Genomic DNA, 18,691 nt, shown 5'->3' with positions numbered 1-18,691 from the left:
CATCAAGCAGTCTCCGTGGTGGGTGGTCAACGCCGACGACAAGCGCAACGCCCGGCTGAACTGCATCGCCCACCTGCTCGATCAGATCCCGTACGAGGACCTGACGCCGGAACCGTTCGAACTGCCCCCGAGGCCTGAGCGGGTGCGGGGCTACGTGCGTCCGCCGATGGAAGACCAGACGTTCGTTCCCGAACGCTACTGACCGGCACGTCGCAAACGCATCGCCGAGCGGGCGGTCAGGTCGAGGAACACCTCGACGACCATCGGCTCGGCCTCGCGCAGCGCCGCCTCGATCTCCGTCGCGACCTGCTCGACCTCTTCCCCCGGATCCCGTCGATCCAGGTCGATGCGGGCCGCCACGAGGATCTGGTCGGGCGCCAGGTGCATCGTCAGCACCTCGAGGGCGACATCGACCGCATCGAAGATGAGGATGCCGGTCAGCGCGGCGCCGTCCTCGAACAGCACGGTCCTGACGGTGGGGTCCTTGCTGCGGCGGATCTTGTCGATCGTCTGCGTCAACTCATCCAGCGTGTCGACGTCAGGTGCAGCCTGTCGCAACGCGCGGACGAACGACGTGCCCTCCGCCACGAACGCGACACCGAGGATCGCGAACGACACGTCGAGGTTGCTGATGCCGTCGTCCTCCCCGACAGCACGACCGTCGCGCCCTGGTAGATCGAGAACGACGCGCTGGCGACGAAGATGAATGTCGTGGCGACGAACGCCCAGCGCTCCTTGCCGTAGCCGAACCGATGGGTCTGTCGGGTGCGCGCCGGATGTTGCCGTGTTCCAGTTGCGTCAAACCGCCACGGTCGCGCCGAAGGCGTGCAGCAGCACCAAGCGACCGTCGGTCGAGCCCAGCAGCGGGTCGACCGCGTGCTCGGGATGGGGCATCAAACCGATGACGTTGCCGGGTGCGTTCGTGACCCCGGCGATGTCGTCGACGCTGCCGTTGGGGTTCGCGTCCGGCGTGGAGGTGCCGTCGGCCGCGCAGTAGCGGGCGAACACCTGGCCGGCCGCCCGCAGTGCGGCCGGGTCGTCGTGGACGTAGCGGCCCTCTCCGTGCTTGACCGGGATCTGCACCACCCGGTTCCGGTCGGGTCCCGCCTCGAGCCGCAGGTGCTGGGGGCGGTGCACGAACCGCAGCCGCGCATTGCGCGTCAACGCTCCGGGCAGCAGGCCGGCCTCGCACAACACCTGGAAGCCGTTGCAGATCCCCAGCACGCGGCCACCGGAGCCGGCGAAGTCGACCAGCGCCCGCACCGCCGGTGCGAACCGGGCGATCGCGCCGGCGCGCAGGTAGTCGCCGTAGCTGAACCCTCCCGGCAGGACGACGGCGTCGACACCCCGGAGGTCCCCGTCGGCGTGCCACAGCGCGACGGGCTCGTGGCCCAGCGTCGCCACCGCCCGCGCCGCGTCGCGGTCGTCGCACGACCCCGGGAAGACCATCACACCGATGCGCATGGCGCGACTGTAGCCCACCGTCCGGCGCCGCCGGCCCACCGCGCGACGGCGGCGGACGGCTACTCGAAGCCGGCCCCACGCAACGCCGCCAGCGGGTCGTCGAGGGTCAGCACGGCCCGCGCGTCGGCGCATGATCGGCTGCCGCTGTCGTCGCCGAGCAGCCGGTCGCACACCGTCGCCTCCGCCTCGCGTGCGGCCAGCGCCGCCGTCGCGGAGCCGGGTTCCAGCGCCCGCAGCGTCGCGTCGTGTGCGATCAGCGGCGCGATCCACGCGGCGTCGGTGCGCTGGTACCGGGTGTTGATCAGGATCACCGGCGGCCCGTCGGGCAGCGACGCAGTCGAGTCGACGCCCGTGGCCTCGAACGTGGCGAACCGCACCACACCGCGGTCCTCCGCGAAGTCGGTGACCGCAGCGGCCGTCCCGGCGGGCAGATCGGTGTTGCACACCGCTGCGAGCCCGCGGCGCAGCCGGGCACGATCGGCCTCCGAGCCGGCGACACGAACGCCGTCGAGCCGCGCGCACGCCGCGTCGTACGGCACGGGTTCGGCGGTGCCGACGTCGACGGCGCCGACCGCCGTCGTGAAGTTCGGGTCCGGCGGTGGCCGCCGCTGGGCTGCAGGTAGGTCGTCACGCCCGATGGAGGCGAACGCCACGACAGCGACGGCCGTCGCCGCGAGCGCGGCCGCGATCGCCGTCAGCACGAACCAGCGGGGCAGGACCTGGTCGCCCAGCTCGCTGGTCGGCGCGTTCGCCCACGGGTCACGGCTGCCGTTGCCGCGTGCCCGCTCGTGGCGGTCCGGCTCGGTCATCATCCCCGTCCGCCGGTCAGCCGGCGTTGGTCGTCCCCCACGACGTCAGGCGTCGCCGACCCGCCAGGTGAACTGCTCGATGACGGGGTTGGCCAGCAGCTGGCCCGCGAGCCCGTCGATCGTGCTGCCCAGGTCCGTGCCGTCCTCCACGTCGAGCTCGATGTGCTTGCCCACGCGCACGTTGGCGATGCCGTCGTAGCCCAGCGACGGCAGCGCGCGCTGGACCGCCTGGCCCTGGGGATCCAGGATCTCGTCCTTGAGCATCACGTCGATGTGCACGCGGGGCATCTCATGCCATCCAGTCGTCAAAGGAGCGGCCGGTCAGGGTCTCGTAGGCCTGGACGTACCGCTGTCGTGTCCGGGCCACGACGTCAGACGGTAGCTCGGGCCCCGGCGGTGTGCGATTCCACCCGCTGTCGTCCAACCAGTCCCGCACGAACTGCTTGTCGTAGGAGTGCTGGGCCTGACCCGGTTGATACTCGTCGGCGGACCAGAAGCGCGACGAGTCCGGGGTGCACGCCTCGTCGATGAGCACAGGGCTGCCGTCGATCAACCCGAACTCGAACTTCGTGTCGGCCAGCAGGATCCCGCGCGAGCGCGCGTGCTCCGCCGCCTGCAGGTACAGCGTCAGCGACGTGTCACGCAACCACGCGGCCAGTTCGGCGCCCACGATGCCGACCATCTCCGCGAACGAGATGTTCTCGTCGTGTCCGGCGACGGCCTTCGTCGCCGGCGTGAAGATCGGGACCGGCAGGCGCGCCGACTCGGTCAGACCGTCCGACAGGCGGATGTCACAGACGCCGCCCGTCGCCTGGTAGTCGACCCAGGCGGACCCCGACAGGTAGCCGCGTACCACGCATTCGACGGGCAGCGGATCGGCAGGTCGACACACCATGGTCCGCCCGTGCAGGGCCTCGGCGACCGGCGCCAGCGCGAGCGGGAAGCGTGCGGGGTCGCACGTGATCCGGTGGTTCGGCACGTCGAGCAGCCCGAACCAGAAGTCGCTCATCGCCGTCAGCACGGCGCCCTTGTCAGGGATCCGGGTCGGCAGCACGACGTCGTAGGCGCTGACGCGGTCCGACGCCACCAACACCAGTACATCGTCGACGATGTAGCGTTCGCGCACCTTGCCGGGCGGCAGTGCGTCGACGCCGGGAAGTTCCGCGATCGTGTCCACGAGCGGCATCGTAGTTCGGACTCACCCCGCCCGTTGCGGCGGAACCGGGCCGTTGGCGCACGTTTGTCACCGCCCCCGCGCACCATCCCCCGTCTGCTCCGCGACTCGATGCTCGTGGCACCACTCCGACGTTCGGCGGGTCACCTCCGCACGGGGCTGCCGTTCCAGCGAACGCACCTGATCGAACAGGAAGACGGGCAGCAGGCCTCGGGTCCCGTTGCGAGGGGCCGACGGGCAACTGAGGCGCCAGCAGGCGGACCTTCGCACGCGTGACGGTCACTCCCGTGCGGGGATGTAGGGTGCACATCCGCTATCACAGGAGACCCCACGATGTCTGCGGCCGATGCATTCCCCAACCCGTACGAGTTCCTGCCCGACGTCGGATCGTTCACGGTGACCAGTGCCGACGTCGCCGACGGGACGCCACTGCCCACCGCCCAGGTCTCGGGCATCATGGGCGCCGGCGGCGAGGACGTGTCCCCGCAGCTGGAGTGGTCGGGCTTCCCGGAGGAGACCCGCAGCTTCGCGGTCACGATCTTCGATCCGTGCGCGCCGACCGCGAGCGGGTTCTGGCACTGGGCCGTCGCCAACATCCCACGCTCGGTCACGTCCCTGCCAACCGGTGCCGGTGACGACGCCGGCTCGGGCCTGCCGGACGGCGCGGTGCAGTTGCGCAACGACGCCGGCAGCCGGCGCTACATCGGGGCGGCGCCGCCGGAGGGCCACGGGCCGCACCGTTACCACGTCGTGGTCCACGCGGTCGACGTTGAGTCGCTCGATGTGGACGAGACCGCGACGCCGGCGTTCCTGGGGTTCAACCTGTTCTTCCACACGCTGGCCCGGGCCATGATCGTGCCGACCTATGAGGTCTGACTCAGCCCGGGTGCGACCGCTCGGTGCGGTCACCACGCGCTCCGCGCGCTGACGCCTGCATGTCCACCGCTGCAGCGCGACTTCGCGCACCCGCAGCGGTCCTGCGGCGCGCGGCCGACCGTTCGACCTACGTCGCGTCCCGCGCGGCGTGAACGGCAGCGCCAACGCCACCGCGAGCCCGCGGACCGTGCGGAACGCCGCACGTACGTCGCCTGCGACGGCCGCCTGGCGTGATGCAGGCGTCGCCCCATCAGCCCACCGCCCATCGTCTCCTCGTCGCTCGCCGGCTGGGTGTCCCCGCTGCCGTGATCGAAGGACGTCGCCGGTGTGACCGCACTGCACGACCGGGGGTCGGGTGCACGCGCTCGACGCTGCGGGGAGGCGCACCGTTCGACTCATCCCGATCTGTCGCACGCATGACCTCGGCCATGACCTCCTGCGGAACACGGCGGCGGTGGGCATGCCGGCGGCACCGGAGACCCGGCGGCCCGTGGCAACTCGTTGCGTCAGCAGGATGGTCCGCCCGTCGACGAGCCGGGCGTTCGATGGCTGCGCGGACTGGCGCTGGCCGCGCTCGCTGCGGACGTCGTCCGCCTCGCTGGGCCCGTCCCGTGGGCACGCCCGCGGTGCGAAGCCGACCCAAGTGGTCGCTACGCTGCGACGATGTGGCGTCCTGGAAGTTGGATCAGGCCGGTACGCGTACGGTTGGCCCCGGCGACGTGCACGGCCGGCGCGCTCGTGCTCTACAGCCTGGTCACGAACCGGAGCGCCGCGCGGGAAGCGACCTACATCGCGCGCAACGCCGCCGCGGCGGTCGCGCTCGTGACCACCGCGCGGCGGCGCGGCCTGACGTCGGAGGAGTTGGGCCTCGACGCCGCGCAGGCGCGTTCGGGCGCACGCGTCGGTGCTGCCTCCGCGGTCGTCGTCGCAGCGGCCGTCGTGGCCGTGGCGGCGCTGGTCGATCGCCACCCCGCCGGCCGGGTGCTGCTGTCGGACCGTCGGGCGACGCTGCGCGGGCCCGAGATCGTCTGGCAGTGCATGGTCCGGATCCCCGTCGGCACGGCCGCGTTCGAGGAACTGGCCTTCCGCGGCGTCCTGCAAGGCCTGGTGGCGGCGCGACGTCGCGACCGTGCCGCGATCGCCATGTCGAGCGCGGTGTTCGGGTTGTGGCACGTCGGACCGACGCTCGCTGCGCTGCGGATCAACGGCGTGCAGACCGGGCGGTTGCGCTCCTGTGCCGCGGCCGTCGTGGCGTCGGCCGGGGCCGGCGTGGCGCTGGGCGCGCTGCGGTCGAAGGCTGGTCACCTGGCGGCGCCATGGCTGGCCCACTGCGCGAGCAACGTGACGGCGCTGGTCGTCGCCGCGGTGTGGCAACGGCGTCGCGCGTGACGGAACGCCCGTGCGCTCACACGCCGAGGTGTGTGACCAACCAGTCGGCGACCGTGCGGGTGAAGTACGCGCGGTTGGCGGTCTTGAGGATGCTGTGACCCTCGTCCCGGAACAGCAGGAACTCCGACGGGATCCTGCGGGCGTCGAGCGCCGCGATGACCTGCTCGGCCTCGTGCAGTGGCACGTTGGTGTCGTGGGCACCGTGCACCACGAGCAGCGGGGCGCGGAGCTCGTCGATCCGGTGGATGGGCGACAGCGCGCGCAGCAGTGCGCGATCCCGCTCGGGATGCCCGTACTTGCTGTACGCTGCCTCCGCGATCCACGGTTCGGTGTTGGCGTAGAACGTCTCGAGGTCGACCATCCCGCACACGTCGACGCCCACGGCGAACAGGTCGGGGTACCACGTCAGCGCGACCAGCGTCAGGTAGCCGCCGTAGGAGCGGCCCATGCACCCGATGCGGCCGGGCTCCGCGATGCCCGCGTCGATCAGGTGGGTCACTGCGGCCCGCACGTCGGTGATGGCGGTGAACCGGCGCTCTAGGTTGTCCGCGTTCACGAAGCGACGGCCGAAGCCGGAGGACCCGCGCACGTTCGGTGCGAAGACGGTGAGGCCGCGGGTGACCAACTCCCGGTACAGGGGGTTGAACACCGGCCGGTCCTGCGCTTCGGGACCGCCGTGGAAGTACAGCACGGTCGGTCCCGGTGGGGTCCCGTCCGCACGGTACAACCAGCCCGACAGGCGAAGACCGTCCTCGCCGGTGAACCGCACGAGCTCGGGTGTCAGCGGCGTCGCCGGCACGACCTGCGGCGGCCCGTAGGTCACTGGTTGCGCGTCGCCGGCGGCGATGTCGACCGCCCAGATGTTGCGGGGTCGCGACGGCGCCTGCGCGGTCACCAGCAGCCGCCGGCCGTCGCCCGACAGCTCGCACCAGCTCAGCACGTCACCGGGCGCCGCTGGAAGCGGGTGGTGCTCGCCGGTGACGACGTCGAGCATCGAGACCTGGCTGCAGCCGCCGTCGACGTTCCACAGCAGCGCGGCCGTCCGCCCGTCACCGCTGACACAGAAGTCCTCGAGTTCGGCGTCGTCGCGCTGGGCCAGCACGCGGGTCGGTCCCTCCTCGGTTGACGCGGCGACCAGCGCGGCGAGGTCGCGGTCGACGTCGCTGCGCAGCAGGACCGTCGAGCCGTCGAGCGCGAAGTGCGCGAGGTCGGTCGAGCCGGCGTCGTCGCGCGGGATCAGCGCGCGCGCCGCGCCGGTCGCGACCCGGACGAGGTCAACCCACCGGGCCGTGCGCGGACCGCGACGGATCAGCGCCCAGCGATGATCAGGTGAGACGTCCAGCGCGTACAGGAGCCCGTCGGCGGCCAGGTGGATCTGCTGGCCGGTGGTCGGGTCCAGCAGGAACGCGTGGCTGCGTGACCACTCGCCGGCACTCTCGGCCACCGGAAGCTGCGAGACCACGCCGTGGCTCCAGGCGCCGAAGGTGGCCGTCGTGTCACCGAACCCGCCAACCTGGCGCTGGTCGCTGCCGTCGGGGCGCATGATCCACACCTCGGTGCGGGCAGCACCGTACGGGGCGATGCCGTACGCCAGCCACCGGCCGTCCGGGGACCAGCGGACGCGCACGACCGGGTGGACGCCGACGCCGGGCATGGTCGCGATCCCCTCCGGTGTGCGGCGGACCCACAACTTCGGCTCACCGCTGCGATTGGACACGAAGGCAATGGCTGTGCCGTCAGGTGACGCGGTCGGTGACCAGTTCGCGGTCGTGGCGACGGCCGGTTCGGTGTCCGGTGCGCGGGCCGCCGTCGTGGCGACCGGTGTGACGTCGGCCGCGGGATTGACGATGCGCATGCCGGTCTCGGCCTTGCCACGTCCGGATGTCATCCAGCTCCCAGGTTCTGCAACCACATCTCGAGCAGCGCGAACTGCCACAGGGCGTTGGCGCCCAGCCTGGTCCGTGTCGCGTTCGGCTCCGACAACAGGCTCGAAATGTAGCGCTCGTCGAACAGACCGCGCCGCCGCGCGGCCGGGCTCTGCAGCGCGTCGGTCACCTGGTCGAGCAGCGCGCCGTGGAGGTGCCGGATTGCGGGCACGGGGAAGTAGCCCTTGGTGCGGTCGATGATCTCGTCCGGGACCACGCCACGGCTGGCCTGCTTGAGCACGCCCTTGCCGTCGTCGGCCAACTTGAGACGTGGAGGGCACGCGGCGGCGAGTTCGACGAGGTCGGCGTCGAGAAACGGCACGCGGGCCTCGAGACCCCAGGCCATCGTCATGTTGTCGACCCGCTTGACCGGATCGTCGACGAGCATGACCTGGCTGTCCAGCCGCAGGGCTGCGTCGACCGCCGTATCGGCGCCGGGTCGGCTGAAGTGCTCGGCGACGAACTCCAGGCTGGCGTCGCGGTCGAGTCGCCACTGCGGCTGCAGCGCCTCGGTCAGCGCGGTGTGCGGGCGATCGAAGAACGCGTCGTGGTAGGCGGCCAGGGCCTCGTCACGCGGCACGTCGGCCAGCGGTGGGTACCAGCTGTAGCCGGCGAAGACCTCGTCGGCGCCCTGGCCGGACTGCACGACCTTGACGTGCTGGGACACCTCCTGTGACAGCAGGTAGAACGCGACGACGTCGTGGCTGACCATCGGCTCGCTCATCGCGTCGATCGCCCGGAGCAGGCCGGGTTCCAGGCGCGCGGTATCGATGTGGATCTTGTGGTGCTCGGTGCCGAAGCGCTCGGCGATGAGGTCGGAGTAGGCGAACTCGTCGCCGCGCTCGCCGCCGTGCGTGTCGAAGCCGATGCTGAACGTCGTGAGCCCGGGTTGTCCCTGTTCGGCGAGCAGCGCGACCACCAGGCTGGAGTCCAGTCCGCCCGACAGCAGCACCCCGACGGGCACGTCGGCGACCGTCCGGCGGTCGACGGCGAGGCGGAGCTGGTCGAGCAGCGCCCCGCGCCACTCGTCGTGCGTGCGGTCGTCGTGACCGCCGCGGCTGAACGCCACCTCCCAGTACCGCGTGTCCCGCGTCGTTCCGTCGGGCTCCATGGTCCGGACGGTCGCCGGCGGCAGTTTGCGCACGCCCGACAGGATGGTCCGCGGCGGCGGCACGACGGAGTGGAAGCTCAGGTAGTGGTGCAGCGCGACCGGGTCGACCGTGGTGTCGACGTCGCCGGCCGCGACCAGCGCCTGCAGCGTCGACGCGAACCGCACGCGCTGCGGCGACCCCGCCACGTACAACGGCTTGATCCCCAGGCGGTCGCGCGCGAGCACGAGGCGGCCGCTGTCGCGCTCGTACAGCGCGAATGCGAACATGCCTCGGAACCGATCGACGCAGGCGGTGCCCCAGCGGTGGTACGCCTTGATGACGACCTCCGAGTCGGAGGTCGAAAAGAAGGCGTAGCCGTCGGCACGCAGTTCCTCGCGCAACTGCCGGTAGTTGTAGATGCAGCCGTTGAACACCAGCGCGAGCCCGAGGTCGTCGTCGATCATGGGCTGCGCGCCAGCCTCGGTCAGATCGATGATCTTCAGGCGCCGGTGCACCAGCGCGGCGCGGCCGTGCGCCCACGCCCCGCCTCCGTCGGGGCCGCGCGGGGCCAGGCACGGCAGCATCGGCTCGACGTCGTCGATCACTGCCCGGCGATCGTCACGTCGCCACTCGCCGCCGAATCCGCACATGGCGCAGCTCCTGTCTCGCGGTCGTCTCCAGCGCGTGCCGCCGCGGCCGCGTCGCATGCGCCGCCGCAGGGTGCATCGTGCCCGCGCCGGTGCCGACGGACGCCTTCGCGCGCCGGCCGGCTCACAGGGTCACGCGCTGTCGGTGGCCAGCACCCACGTGTCCTTGGCGCCACCGCCACGGGACGAATTGACCACCAGGCTGCCCTCGGGTGCCACACGGGTCAGCGCGGCGGGCGCAACCCGTACCTGGTCGCCGCCGTGGAGCACGAACGCGCGCAGATCGATGTGGCGGGGGCTCAGACGTCCGTCGTCGTACACGGCGTGGGTCGACAGCCGCATCGCCTCCTGGGCGATCCAGCGGTGCGGTGCCGTCTTCATCTGGCGGCGGACGGCGTTGATCTCCTCGACGCCCGCCCGCGGCCCGATCAGCACACCCTCGCCGCCGTAGCCGTCGACCGGTTTGACCACCAGTTCGTCGATCCGGTCGAGCACGTCGTCGAGCCGGTCGGTCTCGCCGCACAGATACGTCGGCACCTGCTGGAGCAGCGGCTCCTCACCGAGGTAGTAGTCGACCATCTGCGGCACGAACGCGTACACCGCCTTGTCGTCGCCGATGCCGTTGCCCGGCGCGTTGGCCAGCGTCACGGTCCGCGACGCAACCGCCGACAGCAGCGATGGTCCCAGTGGGCGCCCGTCGGCCCCCGACGCGTGGACGAGGTGGTCGTCGTCCATCCGCAGGTAGATGACGTCGACGCGCCGGCGGATGCCGTGGCGGCGCAGGTAGACGATGCGGTCCTGGACGATCAGGTCGGTGGTGCGCACGACCGGGATGTCCATCTCCTCGGCGAGCAACTGGTGCTCGAACCACGCGGAGTCGTTGGGGCCGTCGCTGAGCAGCACGATGCACGGGTTGGGCGATGTCGACGCCTCCGGCACCGCCGCGGCAAGCGTGTCGCGGAGCATCCCGAATGCGCCCTCGACGTCGATCAGGCCGTCGGGGCGTTCGAGGTCCGGCCACAGGTGGTCGGACAGCCGACGGTTGGCGATGGCGTACCCCATGCCCGACGGCACCCGCAGGTTGTCCTCCAGCACGTACCATTGGCCTGTCCGGCGGGGCCGGTCCGAACCGTGCGTCGTGGAACCAGGATCCGCGACGGTGCCGGACGCGTCGTGGATGAGGTCCATGCCCGCGACGTGGGCCCGTACCGGCTGGTCCAGCAGCGCCGCCAGCGGCAGCAGCCCCGGCGCGGCGTCGATCACCCACGACGGGATGACGCCGTCGGCCACGATCTGTCGCTCGTCGTAGACATCGGCGAGGAACGCGTTGAGCGCACGGCTGCGCTGGATCAGGCCGGCGCGCAGCCCGTCCCAGTCCTCGCCGGCCACCACGCGCGGCACGATGTCGAACGGGAAGAGCCGCGGCTTGGCCTGCCCCGACACGCGGAACGTCATGTTGCGGGCCCGCTGCTCGGCGTCGCGTTCGCGCTCGCGTTGACGCAGCCCGACCGGACCCAGCTCCTCGAGCAGCGCCATCATGGGTTCGTACGGTGGCAGCACGTCGCCGTCGGCGGCGATGACCTCGTCGCCGCCGAACACGTGGCCGGACGCGCCGTCGGCGCTGTGGTCGGCGCGGCGGCGGTAGCCGGCGAGCAGCGGCTGGGTCTGGCGGCCGACCGCACCCGGGTCGTCGTCGCGCCGGCACGTCGCGGCCAGCAGCGCGTCGACGACGTCGGCGTACCGCTCGCGCCGGGCGTACACCTTGCGCTGCCAGTAGGCGGCGCTGCCACGTTCGACGGCCCGCTCGGCGAGCTGCGAGACCCGCTCCCAGTCGTCGTGCGCCTCCAACTGGGGGCGCAGGCTGGTGACCAGCGACATGACGGCCTGCCCCGCCGGCACGGGGCGCGCGAAGTCGGACAGGTCGACGAGGTCGCCCTCGAGGCCGGACCGCGCCGCCCGCCACATGGCCGCGCGCAGCACGGGCCCGCGCACGCGGGTCAAGGGGCGGCCCTCGGTGACGGCGTCGCGTTCACGCAGCACCAGTGCGCGGTACAGCCCCGCGAGCAACACGATGTCGTCGACGTCGGGGCACGAGTCGGTGACGCGCAGCTCCAGCGTCGGCACGTGTGCCGACGGCCGGACGTCGAAGTAGATCATCTTGCGATCGCTGATGGTGCCTGACGAGATCAGCTCCGCCACGAGGTCGTCGTGGTCGGTCGCCGACTGGACCAGCCCGCTGGCGCCCGCGGTCGGCCACCGCTGCCACAGCAGCGACCGGATGCTGGAGTAGCCGCTGTCGTCGCCCATCCAGAACGGCGAGCTCGCCGACAGCGCGAGCAGCACGGGCAGCCAGCGCGACACACGTTGCGCGACCGCAACCGTCATGTCGCGGTCCTCCAACCCGATGTGCACCTGCGTGCCGCAGATCAGCTGTTCGCGTGCCAGCAGTTGGTAGTCGTCGAGCATCTGCTCGAAGCGCGATGTCGGCGTCGTCCGCATCTCTTCGGCCTCGACCAGCGGCACGGTGCCGGCCGCGATGATGCCCAGCCCCAGCGGTCCGGCGATGTCCGCGATGTGGCGGCGCATCCGCAGCAGCGCGTCGCGCAGGTCGTCGAGGTCGGTGAAGACGTCGGAGTTTGTCTCGACCATCGAGCGGTGCAGCTCGGCCGTGTAGTGATCCGACGGCAGACGTTCGAGGACCTCGGGTCCGCGCGGTACGAGCTCACGGCTGTCGAGATCGACGACGTGGAACTCCTCCTCCACGCCGACGGTCAACGGCTCGGACAGGTCGGCGGTGGTCTCCGCACGCCCGACGAGTGCGGTCCGTTGGCGCTGTTCGAGGACGTCGGATGCTTCGTCGACCACGGCGTCACTGTCACCTGCCATGCACGCGCCTCCAGCTGCATCGCTGTCGCCCGGACGGTTCCGCGGCCGGGAGCACCGGCCATTGTGTTCCCGCTCTGTGACGGCAGGAACCGACGCGCGTTACATCCACGTTTCCCGGCTCTGTGGACCATTACGCCGCCCCGGCGCGTCCGTCGGGTAGCGTGCGTGGGCGTTGAACGCGATCGCCGATGCCGCCGCCGAGGTGCTGACCGCGCACCCGGACGGTCTGACGGTCCCACGGCTGGTCCGCGCCGTCAAGGCCTCCGCGGGCGCCGGGGTCTCGCGGTCAGCGGTCGAGCGTGTGCTGGCCCGCGACGGTCGGTTCCGCCGCACCGACGTGCTCGGGCGGGCGGCGTGGCAGGTCGACGCGGGGCGCGGTGATCCGGAGGTCGGGTCGGGGTTCCTCGTGGAACGGGTGCCGCCGCGGGCGGCCGTTGACCGCGCCGACCCGTTGGCGGGCCTCGACCTGCGCGACTGGCAGGTGCGGGCGTTCGCCGAGTGGGCCGCGGCCGGGTGCGCCGGTGTGGTCGAGGCCGTGACCGGCGCCGGAAAGACGCGCCTGGCGATCGCTGCGGTCCGTGCCTGCCTCGCCAACGGCGGCCGGGCACTCGTGCTGGTGCCCACGCTGGACCTGCTGGCGCAGTGGCGAACCGAGGTACATCACTTCGTGCCAGGCGCCCGCGTGGGCCAGCTCGGCGGCGGTCGGGCGGACGAGCTGCACGATCACGACGTCGTGGTGGCCACACCCCAGTCGGCCGCGGGGCTGCCGGTCGATCTGCCAGCCGGCGTCGTCGGCCTGCTGGTCGCCGACGAGGCCCACCGCTACGGCGCGCCGACGTGGGCCGCCACGCTCAAGGACGACTTCGCGATGCGCCTCGCGCTGACGGCCACCTACGAGCGCAACGACGATGGACTGGTCGACGTGCTCGGCCCCTACTTCGGCGGCGTCATCGCCGAGTACGGGTTCGCTCAGGCGGCGGCTGACGAGGTGATCGCGCCGTTCGACATCCGGTTCATCGGGGTGGCGCTGACCGACCACGAGCGCAGTGCCTACGACGCGGCGGACCGCCGCGTGCGCGAGCTGCGCGCAGAGCTCGTGTCCCACGGCCTGCCGAAGGCGCCGCTGGACCTGATCGCTGCCGCAGCGCGGCTGTCGGCCGCGGCGGAGGGGCGTCCCGACAGCCGCGTGTCCCGCGAGACCGTCGCCGCGCGCGCCTTCCTGTCGGCACTGCGGGGACGGCGCGACGTCGCCGCCCAGGCCGGCGCGAAGCTCGACGTCGTGCGGCAGCTCGCGCCGCAGCTGGCCGGCGACGGGACGCGCAGCCTGGTGTTCACCGACACCGTCGATCAGGCCGAACGGGCGGCGCGGCTGCTGCGCGCCGGCGGCGTCGCGGCGGAGGAGATCCACGGCGATCTGGCGCGCGACAAGCGTCGCATCCGGCTCGCACAGTTCCGCAACGGCAACCTGCAGGCAGTCGTCGCCCCGCGCGTCCTCGACGAGGGCGTCGACGTCCCGGACGCGGAGCTCGCCGTCGTGCTCGCGGCGTTCCGCACCCGCCGCCAGATGATCCAACGCCTGGGCCGCGTGCTGCGCCGCAAACCCGACGGCCGCGCCGCCGCCCTGGTCATCGCCTATGCGATCGACACCCGCGAGGACCCCGACCACGGGGCGCAGGAGGACTTCCTGTCGGAGGTCACGGGCGTGGCGCGGACGATCACGTACACACGAGCCGAGGGTCAGCGCGGCAGGCCGTAGGCGAAGATGTGCCGCGGCCCGGCCACCGTCGACTTGACGTACTCGACCGGCCGGCTGCGTTCGACGCACTCGTCGGCGACCTCGCGCTGTTCGATCAACGTGTAGTCATTCCGCTCGCTGTTCGCGTCGCGCAGTTCGTCGGACGCGAGATCCAGTGGGACGTAGCTGTCGGCGGCGGGGACGAATGACCGCGACCGGGCCTTCCTCCCGTAGAACGGTCCGCGTCCCTTTCCGCGATCAACGAGTCCCTCTTCGCGGGTGGACAACACCCATCGCTTGGGCGGACGACCAGGCGGAGACGCCGTGCTCCTGGGGATGTCGGACACGGATGGGCACCTCTTCCAGCTCAGTGCTGGCGTTGACACGTACGCACGTTCCCTCGTAGCGTCGACGGTCGGATGTGGCGAGGGGGTCCGATGGGCGGCTTTGCCGCGTCATGTGATCCGAGCAGTGTGCACGTGCGGGAGGCGTCGTGGCTCGCACGTGTGCGCCGCCTACGCAACATCGCATCGAGTGGCCCGCCGATCCTGCAGTGGGACGTTCCCATGCGCTCTTCGGGCGTGCAGGTGCGGGCGTATCAGGGTTCGCATGCCCCGGACCGGCCGACGCAGGACGAAGTGTTGGTCCTGGAGTATCCCAACCGCATCATCCTCGCTGTGGCTGACGGCGTCACGCCGACGGACGTCACCCCTGGCGCGCAGGGCCTCGACGGGGCCCGGTACGCCGCTCGTCGTGTCCTCTCGCATCTGTGTGCCGCTCCGCCGAGCCGGGATCCCGCATTCGTGTTCCACGCAGTCAACAGGTCGCTCTTCGAAGAGTTCGACCACCACATACGGGACGGATTCCACGGACGAGACCGCCCGCAGGCTGCCGCGGTCGCGCTAAGCCTCGAGGTGGCCGATGACGGCATGATCACCAGGACCAACAGTGCGCTGGCAGCGGACTGTGACATCGCGGTGCGCTATGGGAAGGAGTGGTCCCGTGTACGAACGGAACGAATGCTGCATGAGGGCGTTGAGGCTCAACTGGCGCGCTGGGACATCGAGAACCCTGCGGCGACCTATCAGGATCGGATCGCCGAAGAGAAGTTGATCCTCCGCGACCGTTCGCAGTGGCGTCGTACGGCCCTGGGTCGCTTCGATCGCGCGGCTCTCGGAGAGCCACCGGTTCCGCCGGACTTCGATGAGGTGCTGCTCGCGACTGATGGGGCTGACCTGTCATCGTCTCGCCATGTGCTGCCCGCTGACCCAAGAACGCTCATGGAGGAGCTACGGACACGGGAGGCTGCGGAACGTCCGCCCGGTCGTCGCCACAGCGATGTGGCCTTGGTGCACCTCCGGTTCGATCAGTCCGCGTCGATGCGGTAGGTGAACACGTAGCGGTCGCCGGCGATGACGGAGACGAAGCATTCGACCGGACGATCGTCGGCATACGCGGTCTGGTACAGGTCGACGACCGGGACGCCGTCATCGAGTCGGAGCGCGCGGGCCTCGACAGGCGTGGGCATGCGCACACTGAGTCGCTCGATGAAGTGGGTGAGCTCGAATCCGGCCTCCTCAAGGAGCGCGTAGGTACCGCCGGCGCCTGTCTTCTCTTCGTGCAGGGGTCCGGTGGCGATGTCGAGGGGCAGGTACGTGTTGGTGAGCTGCGTGGGTGGCCTGCCCATGCGGATTCTGTGGCTTCGGCGGAACACGGGCGCACCACGCTCCACGCCGAGCCAGTCTGCGACCTTGAGTGGAGCCGGAACGTCAGCGAGCTGCACGCGGTCCTGGTGGACATCGTGCGGTGCCAGGCCCCTCGTAGCGGCGTCGATTGAGATCGGTGAGATCCCCTCGTCTCGGAAGTGGTGACGGGCCAGGCGGTCGTAGGGCTGTCGGACGAACGCGTCGGATCGCACGACCTCCTTGACGAACGCCCCGACGCCGCGTTCGGTGCGCACGCGGCCTTCTGTCGTGAGCGCGGTAATGGCCCGCCGGACCGTGGTGCGTGTGACGCCAAAGCGGCGCATCAGCGCTGACTCGGACGGCAGCTGGTCGTCCGGGGCCAGAACCCGACGATCGATGTGATCGCGTATGAGATCGGCGATCTGCTTGTAGACCGGGCGATCGCCCTCCGCGTCGATCACGCCTTCAATCACGTCAGCGCTGACCCGTCCCCGCGCTGCTCGCTCGCCTTGTGCCCGTTGGGCGACTGGCAATGGGAGAGGCTGCGGCATCGCACTCGCCTCGTCCGCGGCGATGCGATACTCGAGCTCGTTCTTGTCGCCCGCAAGCACAGCCAGAAAGCACTCCACGGGCCGCCCGGATGCGTAGGCGACGCGTGTCTGATCGATGACGGGAATGCCGGGCCCGATGCGCAGTCGGCGCATCTCGGTCGGATCCGGCATGCGGAACACCAGCTGCTCCACGAAGTGCGTGAGTTCGTGGCCCTGTTCGCGGATGCGGGTGTAGCTGCCGCCCGGGCCTGTGTTCGGCTCGCGGATGCGTCCGACGGCGATGTCCAACGGCATGAAACCGTTCGCGATCTTCGCCGGCTCGAAGCGTTCGCCGCCCGGTCGCTTCAGCCGTACGATGCGTTTGCGCGCGAACACCGTGTCACCCAGCGAGACGTCGAGGAGCTGGGCCACGCGCTCGTCCGCCGTCACTTCCATGCAACGTACCGGCTGTTGCGTGTACTCAAAGCCTTGCTGCTCGGCATCATGTTCGTGAGGGTTCTGCTGCTCTTCGGCGGTGCGACCCTGCAGCAATCTCGCCGGATCCCGGACGACGATGCGGCGTGTGTCGGTGACGAACACGCCGACGCCGCGCCGGGAATGGACGCGGCCCTCGCTTGCCAGCGCATCGAGCGCGTTGCGGACCGTCGCTCGCGACGTGGCGAGCAGCCGCATCAGATCAGTCTCGGACGGCAGCTTGTCCCCCGGCCCGAGCTCGCCTTCGTCGATGAGATCTCGCAGGTGATCTGCGACCTGTTTGTAGGCGGCGCGGTCGTCGAGGGGATCGACGGGCGAAACGTTCATCGTCGCAGCCACGCGGTGCCCCTGACGCCATGCTTTGACGCGCGTGTCAACTCTACTGGGCTCCTAGGTCCAAGAGAAGACAAGAAAATAAGCACATAGGCACTTGTACACATAAGCACCTGGACACTATAGTGCACACATGAGTCGGCAGCCAGCGTCGACTGCCGGCCCACCGGTAGCACCGGGAGATCCCGGTCAGAGGAGGTGGGTGCGATGAGGACGAACGGCAGACCGTCGAGTGTCGCGGTGACGATCGATGCACTGCGGCGGCACGCGAGGATCGGTGTCGTACGTAGCGGGCACGGAGGTGCGGCGCCGAGGGTGTTCTCGCCCGATCGTCGAGCTGATGTGGGGTCCGACGACGTGGTGGTGGCGCGGGTCTACCACGCCGATGACCTGCTCGACATCCACCTGGCAGGAGACCTGACGGGACTGAACTGGATCGTCGGCAGTCTGCTTGACGTCATTCGGCGCGCTTCCGCGCAGCGCAGCCAGCCTGGCGCGCCGGCGTCGGTCCTGCTGCATGGTCCACCCGGTGTCGCGATTCCGGTGGTCGTGCACGCACTGACCGTTCGGTTGGAAGCCGAACTCGTGCAGTTGTTCGCTTCGGCGGTGCTGCCCAACAGCAGTAGCGGCTCGCAGCCGATCGTCGCGCCCGCTGTCAACCAGGCGCGTGGGCGGCGCTCGAGTGTGCTGTACATCGACGAGCTCGAGGCGTTGGTGACCGACGATCGACGCGACATCAGGCGGCAAAGGGCGCTCAACGACCTGCTCGGCGAAGCGCTCCGATTCACGTACGGGCCGGCGCCGGTCGTGATCGCTGGGTACACGGGCCACGATGATCCGCCGCCTGTATTGTCGAACAGGTTCGGTCACGTCCGCCGGGTTGCCGATCGTGAGCACGTCGAACATGAGGTGTCGATGTCCCGAGCGGTCAACCGCCCCGTTCGAATGGCCCCTCGGCATCTTGGGCAGAGCACCGGCGCTGAGCACGCCAACGTCGATTATCCGGCCGCATGACAGTGATGCGCTGTGTCATCAGGTGTCGCAGCTGACCGTGCGTGAGTTCGACACAGAAGCGCGCGGCCGCCAGACTCGGACCGTTGCGACACGTCGGAGTATGCTCCCCGCGCGTGTCGGTCGCGCCGTCGACAGCGTCGACGGTCACGGAGCGACACCCGTAGAGGAGGTACGCACGGCCATGGCGGGAGGAGGTCGCCAGCCGACCGCGCTGGCACCGAAGGAGAAGCATGACGACCCCTACTGCCACTCGGTGAGCGTGGCTGCGGTCATCGTCCGCAAGGAGGATGACAGGGTTCTTGCTATCAGGCGCCGCGACAATGGTGCATGGCAACCGCCGGGCGGGGTGCTCGAACCAGCTGAGGACATCATCGAGGGGCTGATCCGTGAGGCTGCGGAGGAGGCGGGGGTCATCGTCAGATCGCCTCAGCTGACCGGTGCCTACAAGCACGTCGGCGGTCCGATCGTCTCGCTCGTCTTCCGCTGTACGATCCGGCGCCGCGTCTGGGATGCAACGCGCAAGACCGGCGGCGAGACGGTCGACGTGCGCTGGATGACCCGCGCTGAGATCGTCGAGCAGATGGACCGGGTGTTTGCGCCGCGCGTGCTTGACGCGCTCGATTACGTTGACAGGCCGG

At 70.5% G+C, this 18,691-nt stretch carries 17 protein-coding genes; 6 read left to right on the top strand and 11 right to left on the bottom strand.

Annotation, left to right across the window (positions count from 1 at the left end; translation table 11 throughout):
* Positions 1–202 (top strand): hypothetical protein (locus tag VFZ70_16135; GenBank protein HEX6257338.1); only part of this gene is annotated, 202 nt, incomplete at its 5' end.
* On the opposite strand, the gene VFZ70_16130 is transcribed toward VFZ70_16135, so the two are convergent.
* The 5 genes from VFZ70_16130 to VFZ70_16110 all read right to left on the bottom strand — a co-directional run bounded on the left by VFZ70_16130 (position 196) and on the right by VFZ70_16110 (position 3,450).
* Positions 196–618 carry a hypothetical protein gene (locus VFZ70_16130; protein ID HEX6257337.1) on the bottom strand — a complete coding sequence of 141 codons (423 nt, stop codon included), beginning with the start codon at positions 616–618 and terminating at the stop codon, positions 196–198. The genes VFZ70_16135 and VFZ70_16130 overlap by 7 nt on opposite strands.
* Before the next feature lie 180 nt (positions 619–798).
* Complete coding sequence (gene purQ / locus VFZ70_16125; protein HEX6257336.1) at positions 799–1,482, bottom strand: phosphoribosylformylglycinamidine synthase subunit PurQ; 684 nt, start codon at positions 1,480–1,482, stop codon at positions 799–801.
* A gap of 41 nt (positions 1,483–1,523) precedes the next feature.
* Positions 1,524–2,276 (bottom strand): hypothetical protein, encoded by a 753-nt coding sequence (locus VFZ70_16120; protein ID HEX6257335.1) that lies wholly within the window; start codon positions 2,274–2,276, stop codon positions 1,524–1,526.
* A 42-nt stretch (positions 2,277–2,318) separates the two neighbouring features.
* Positions 2,319–2,561, bottom strand: coding sequence for a phosphoribosylformylglycinamidine synthase subunit PurS (gene purS / locus VFZ70_16115; protein HEX6257334.1), 243 nt, complete (start codon positions 2,559–2,561; stop codon positions 2,319–2,321).
* A gap of 1 nt (position 2,562) precedes the next feature.
* Positions 2,563–3,450, bottom strand: a complete 888-nt coding sequence (locus tag VFZ70_16110) for a phosphoribosylaminoimidazolesuccinocarboxamide synthase (protein HEX6257333.1) — start codon at positions 3,448–3,450, stop codon at positions 2,563–2,565.
* A 330-nt stretch (positions 3,451–3,780) separates the two neighbouring features.
* Here VFZ70_16110 and VFZ70_16105 point away from each other — a divergent pair, with 330 nt between their 5' ends.
* Positions 3,781–4,323, top strand: a complete 543-nt coding sequence (locus VFZ70_16105) for a YbhB/YbcL family Raf kinase inhibitor-like protein (GenBank protein HEX6257332.1) — start codon at positions 3,781–3,783, stop codon at positions 4,321–4,323.
* A gap of 705 nt (positions 4,324–5,028) precedes the next feature.
* Positions 5,029–5,712, top strand: coding sequence for a CPBP family intramembrane glutamic endopeptidase (locus tag VFZ70_16100; protein HEX6257331.1), 684 nt, complete (start codon positions 5,029–5,031; stop codon positions 5,710–5,712).
* Positions 5,713–5,728: 16 nt separating this feature from the next.
* Here VFZ70_16100 and VFZ70_16095 read toward each other — a convergent pair whose 3' ends face one another.
* The 3 genes from VFZ70_16095 to VFZ70_16085 form a co-directional block, all read right to left on the bottom strand.
* Complete coding sequence (locus VFZ70_16095) at positions 5,729–7,600, bottom strand: S9 family peptidase (GenBank protein HEX6257330.1); 1,872 nt, start codon at positions 7,598–7,600, stop codon at positions 5,729–5,731.
* Entirely contained in the window at positions 7,597–9,378 is a 1,782-nt protein-coding gene (locus VFZ70_16090; GenBank protein HEX6257329.1) for an N-acetylglutaminylglutamine amidotransferase, read from the bottom strand. Before VFZ70_16090 ends, VFZ70_16095 begins: the two co-directional genes overlap by 4 nt.
* Positions 9,379–9,507: 129 nt before the next feature.
* Complete coding sequence (locus tag VFZ70_16085; protein HEX6257328.1) at positions 9,508–12,261, bottom strand: carboxylate--amine ligase/circularly permuted type 2 ATP-grasp protein; 2,754 nt, start codon at positions 12,259–12,261, stop codon at positions 9,508–9,510.
* 172 nt (positions 12,262–12,433) lie between these two features.
* Between VFZ70_16085 and VFZ70_16080 the strand changes: the two genes are divergently transcribed.
* On the top strand, positions 12,434–14,017 hold the full coding sequence (locus VFZ70_16080) for a DEAD/DEAH box helicase (protein HEX6257327.1): 1,584 nt from the start codon (positions 12,434–12,436) through the stop codon (positions 14,015–14,017).
* On the opposite strand, the gene VFZ70_16075 is transcribed toward VFZ70_16080, so the two are convergent.
* Entirely contained in the window at positions 13,999–14,283 is a 285-nt protein-coding gene (locus VFZ70_16075) for a hypothetical protein (protein ID HEX6257326.1), read from the bottom strand. The genes VFZ70_16080 and VFZ70_16075 overlap by 19 nt on opposite strands.
* Positions 14,284–14,433: 150 nt before the next feature.
* Between VFZ70_16075 and VFZ70_16070 the strand changes: the two genes are divergently transcribed.
* The gene (locus VFZ70_16070) at positions 14,434–15,384 is read left to right on the top strand and encodes a hypothetical protein (GenBank protein ID HEX6257325.1); all 951 of its coding nucleotides are present in this window, start codon (positions 14,434–14,436) and stop codon (positions 15,382–15,384) included.
* Here VFZ70_16070 and VFZ70_16065 read toward each other — a convergent pair.
* Both VFZ70_16065 and VFZ70_16060 read right to left on the bottom strand, forming a co-directional pair.
* Complete coding sequence (locus tag VFZ70_16065; GenBank protein HEX6257324.1) at positions 15,363–17,033, bottom strand: GntR family transcriptional regulator; 1,671 nt, start codon at positions 17,031–17,033, stop codon at positions 15,363–15,365. The two genes, VFZ70_16070 and VFZ70_16065, sit on opposite strands and share 22 nt — an antisense overlap.
* A 195-nt stretch (positions 17,034–17,228) precedes the next feature.
* Entirely contained in the window at positions 17,229–17,945 is a 717-nt protein-coding gene (locus VFZ70_16060; GenBank protein ID HEX6257323.1) for a hypothetical protein, read from the bottom strand.
* A gap of 289 nt (positions 17,946–18,234) precedes the next feature.
* Here VFZ70_16060 and VFZ70_16055 point away from each other — a divergent pair.
* Positions 18,235–18,691: NUDIX hydrolase (locus VFZ70_16055; protein ID HEX6257322.1), on the top strand; the 457-nt coding region annotated here is incomplete at its 3' end.

The sequence above is a fragment of the Euzebyales bacterium genome (genome assembly GCA_036374135.1).
Classification (GTDB): Bacteria; Actinomycetota; Nitriliruptoria; order Euzebyales; family JAHELV01; genus JAHELV01.
The sequence above is the reverse complement of the archived record's forward strand: the minus strand, read 5'-3'. Positions and strand labels throughout refer to the sequence as shown.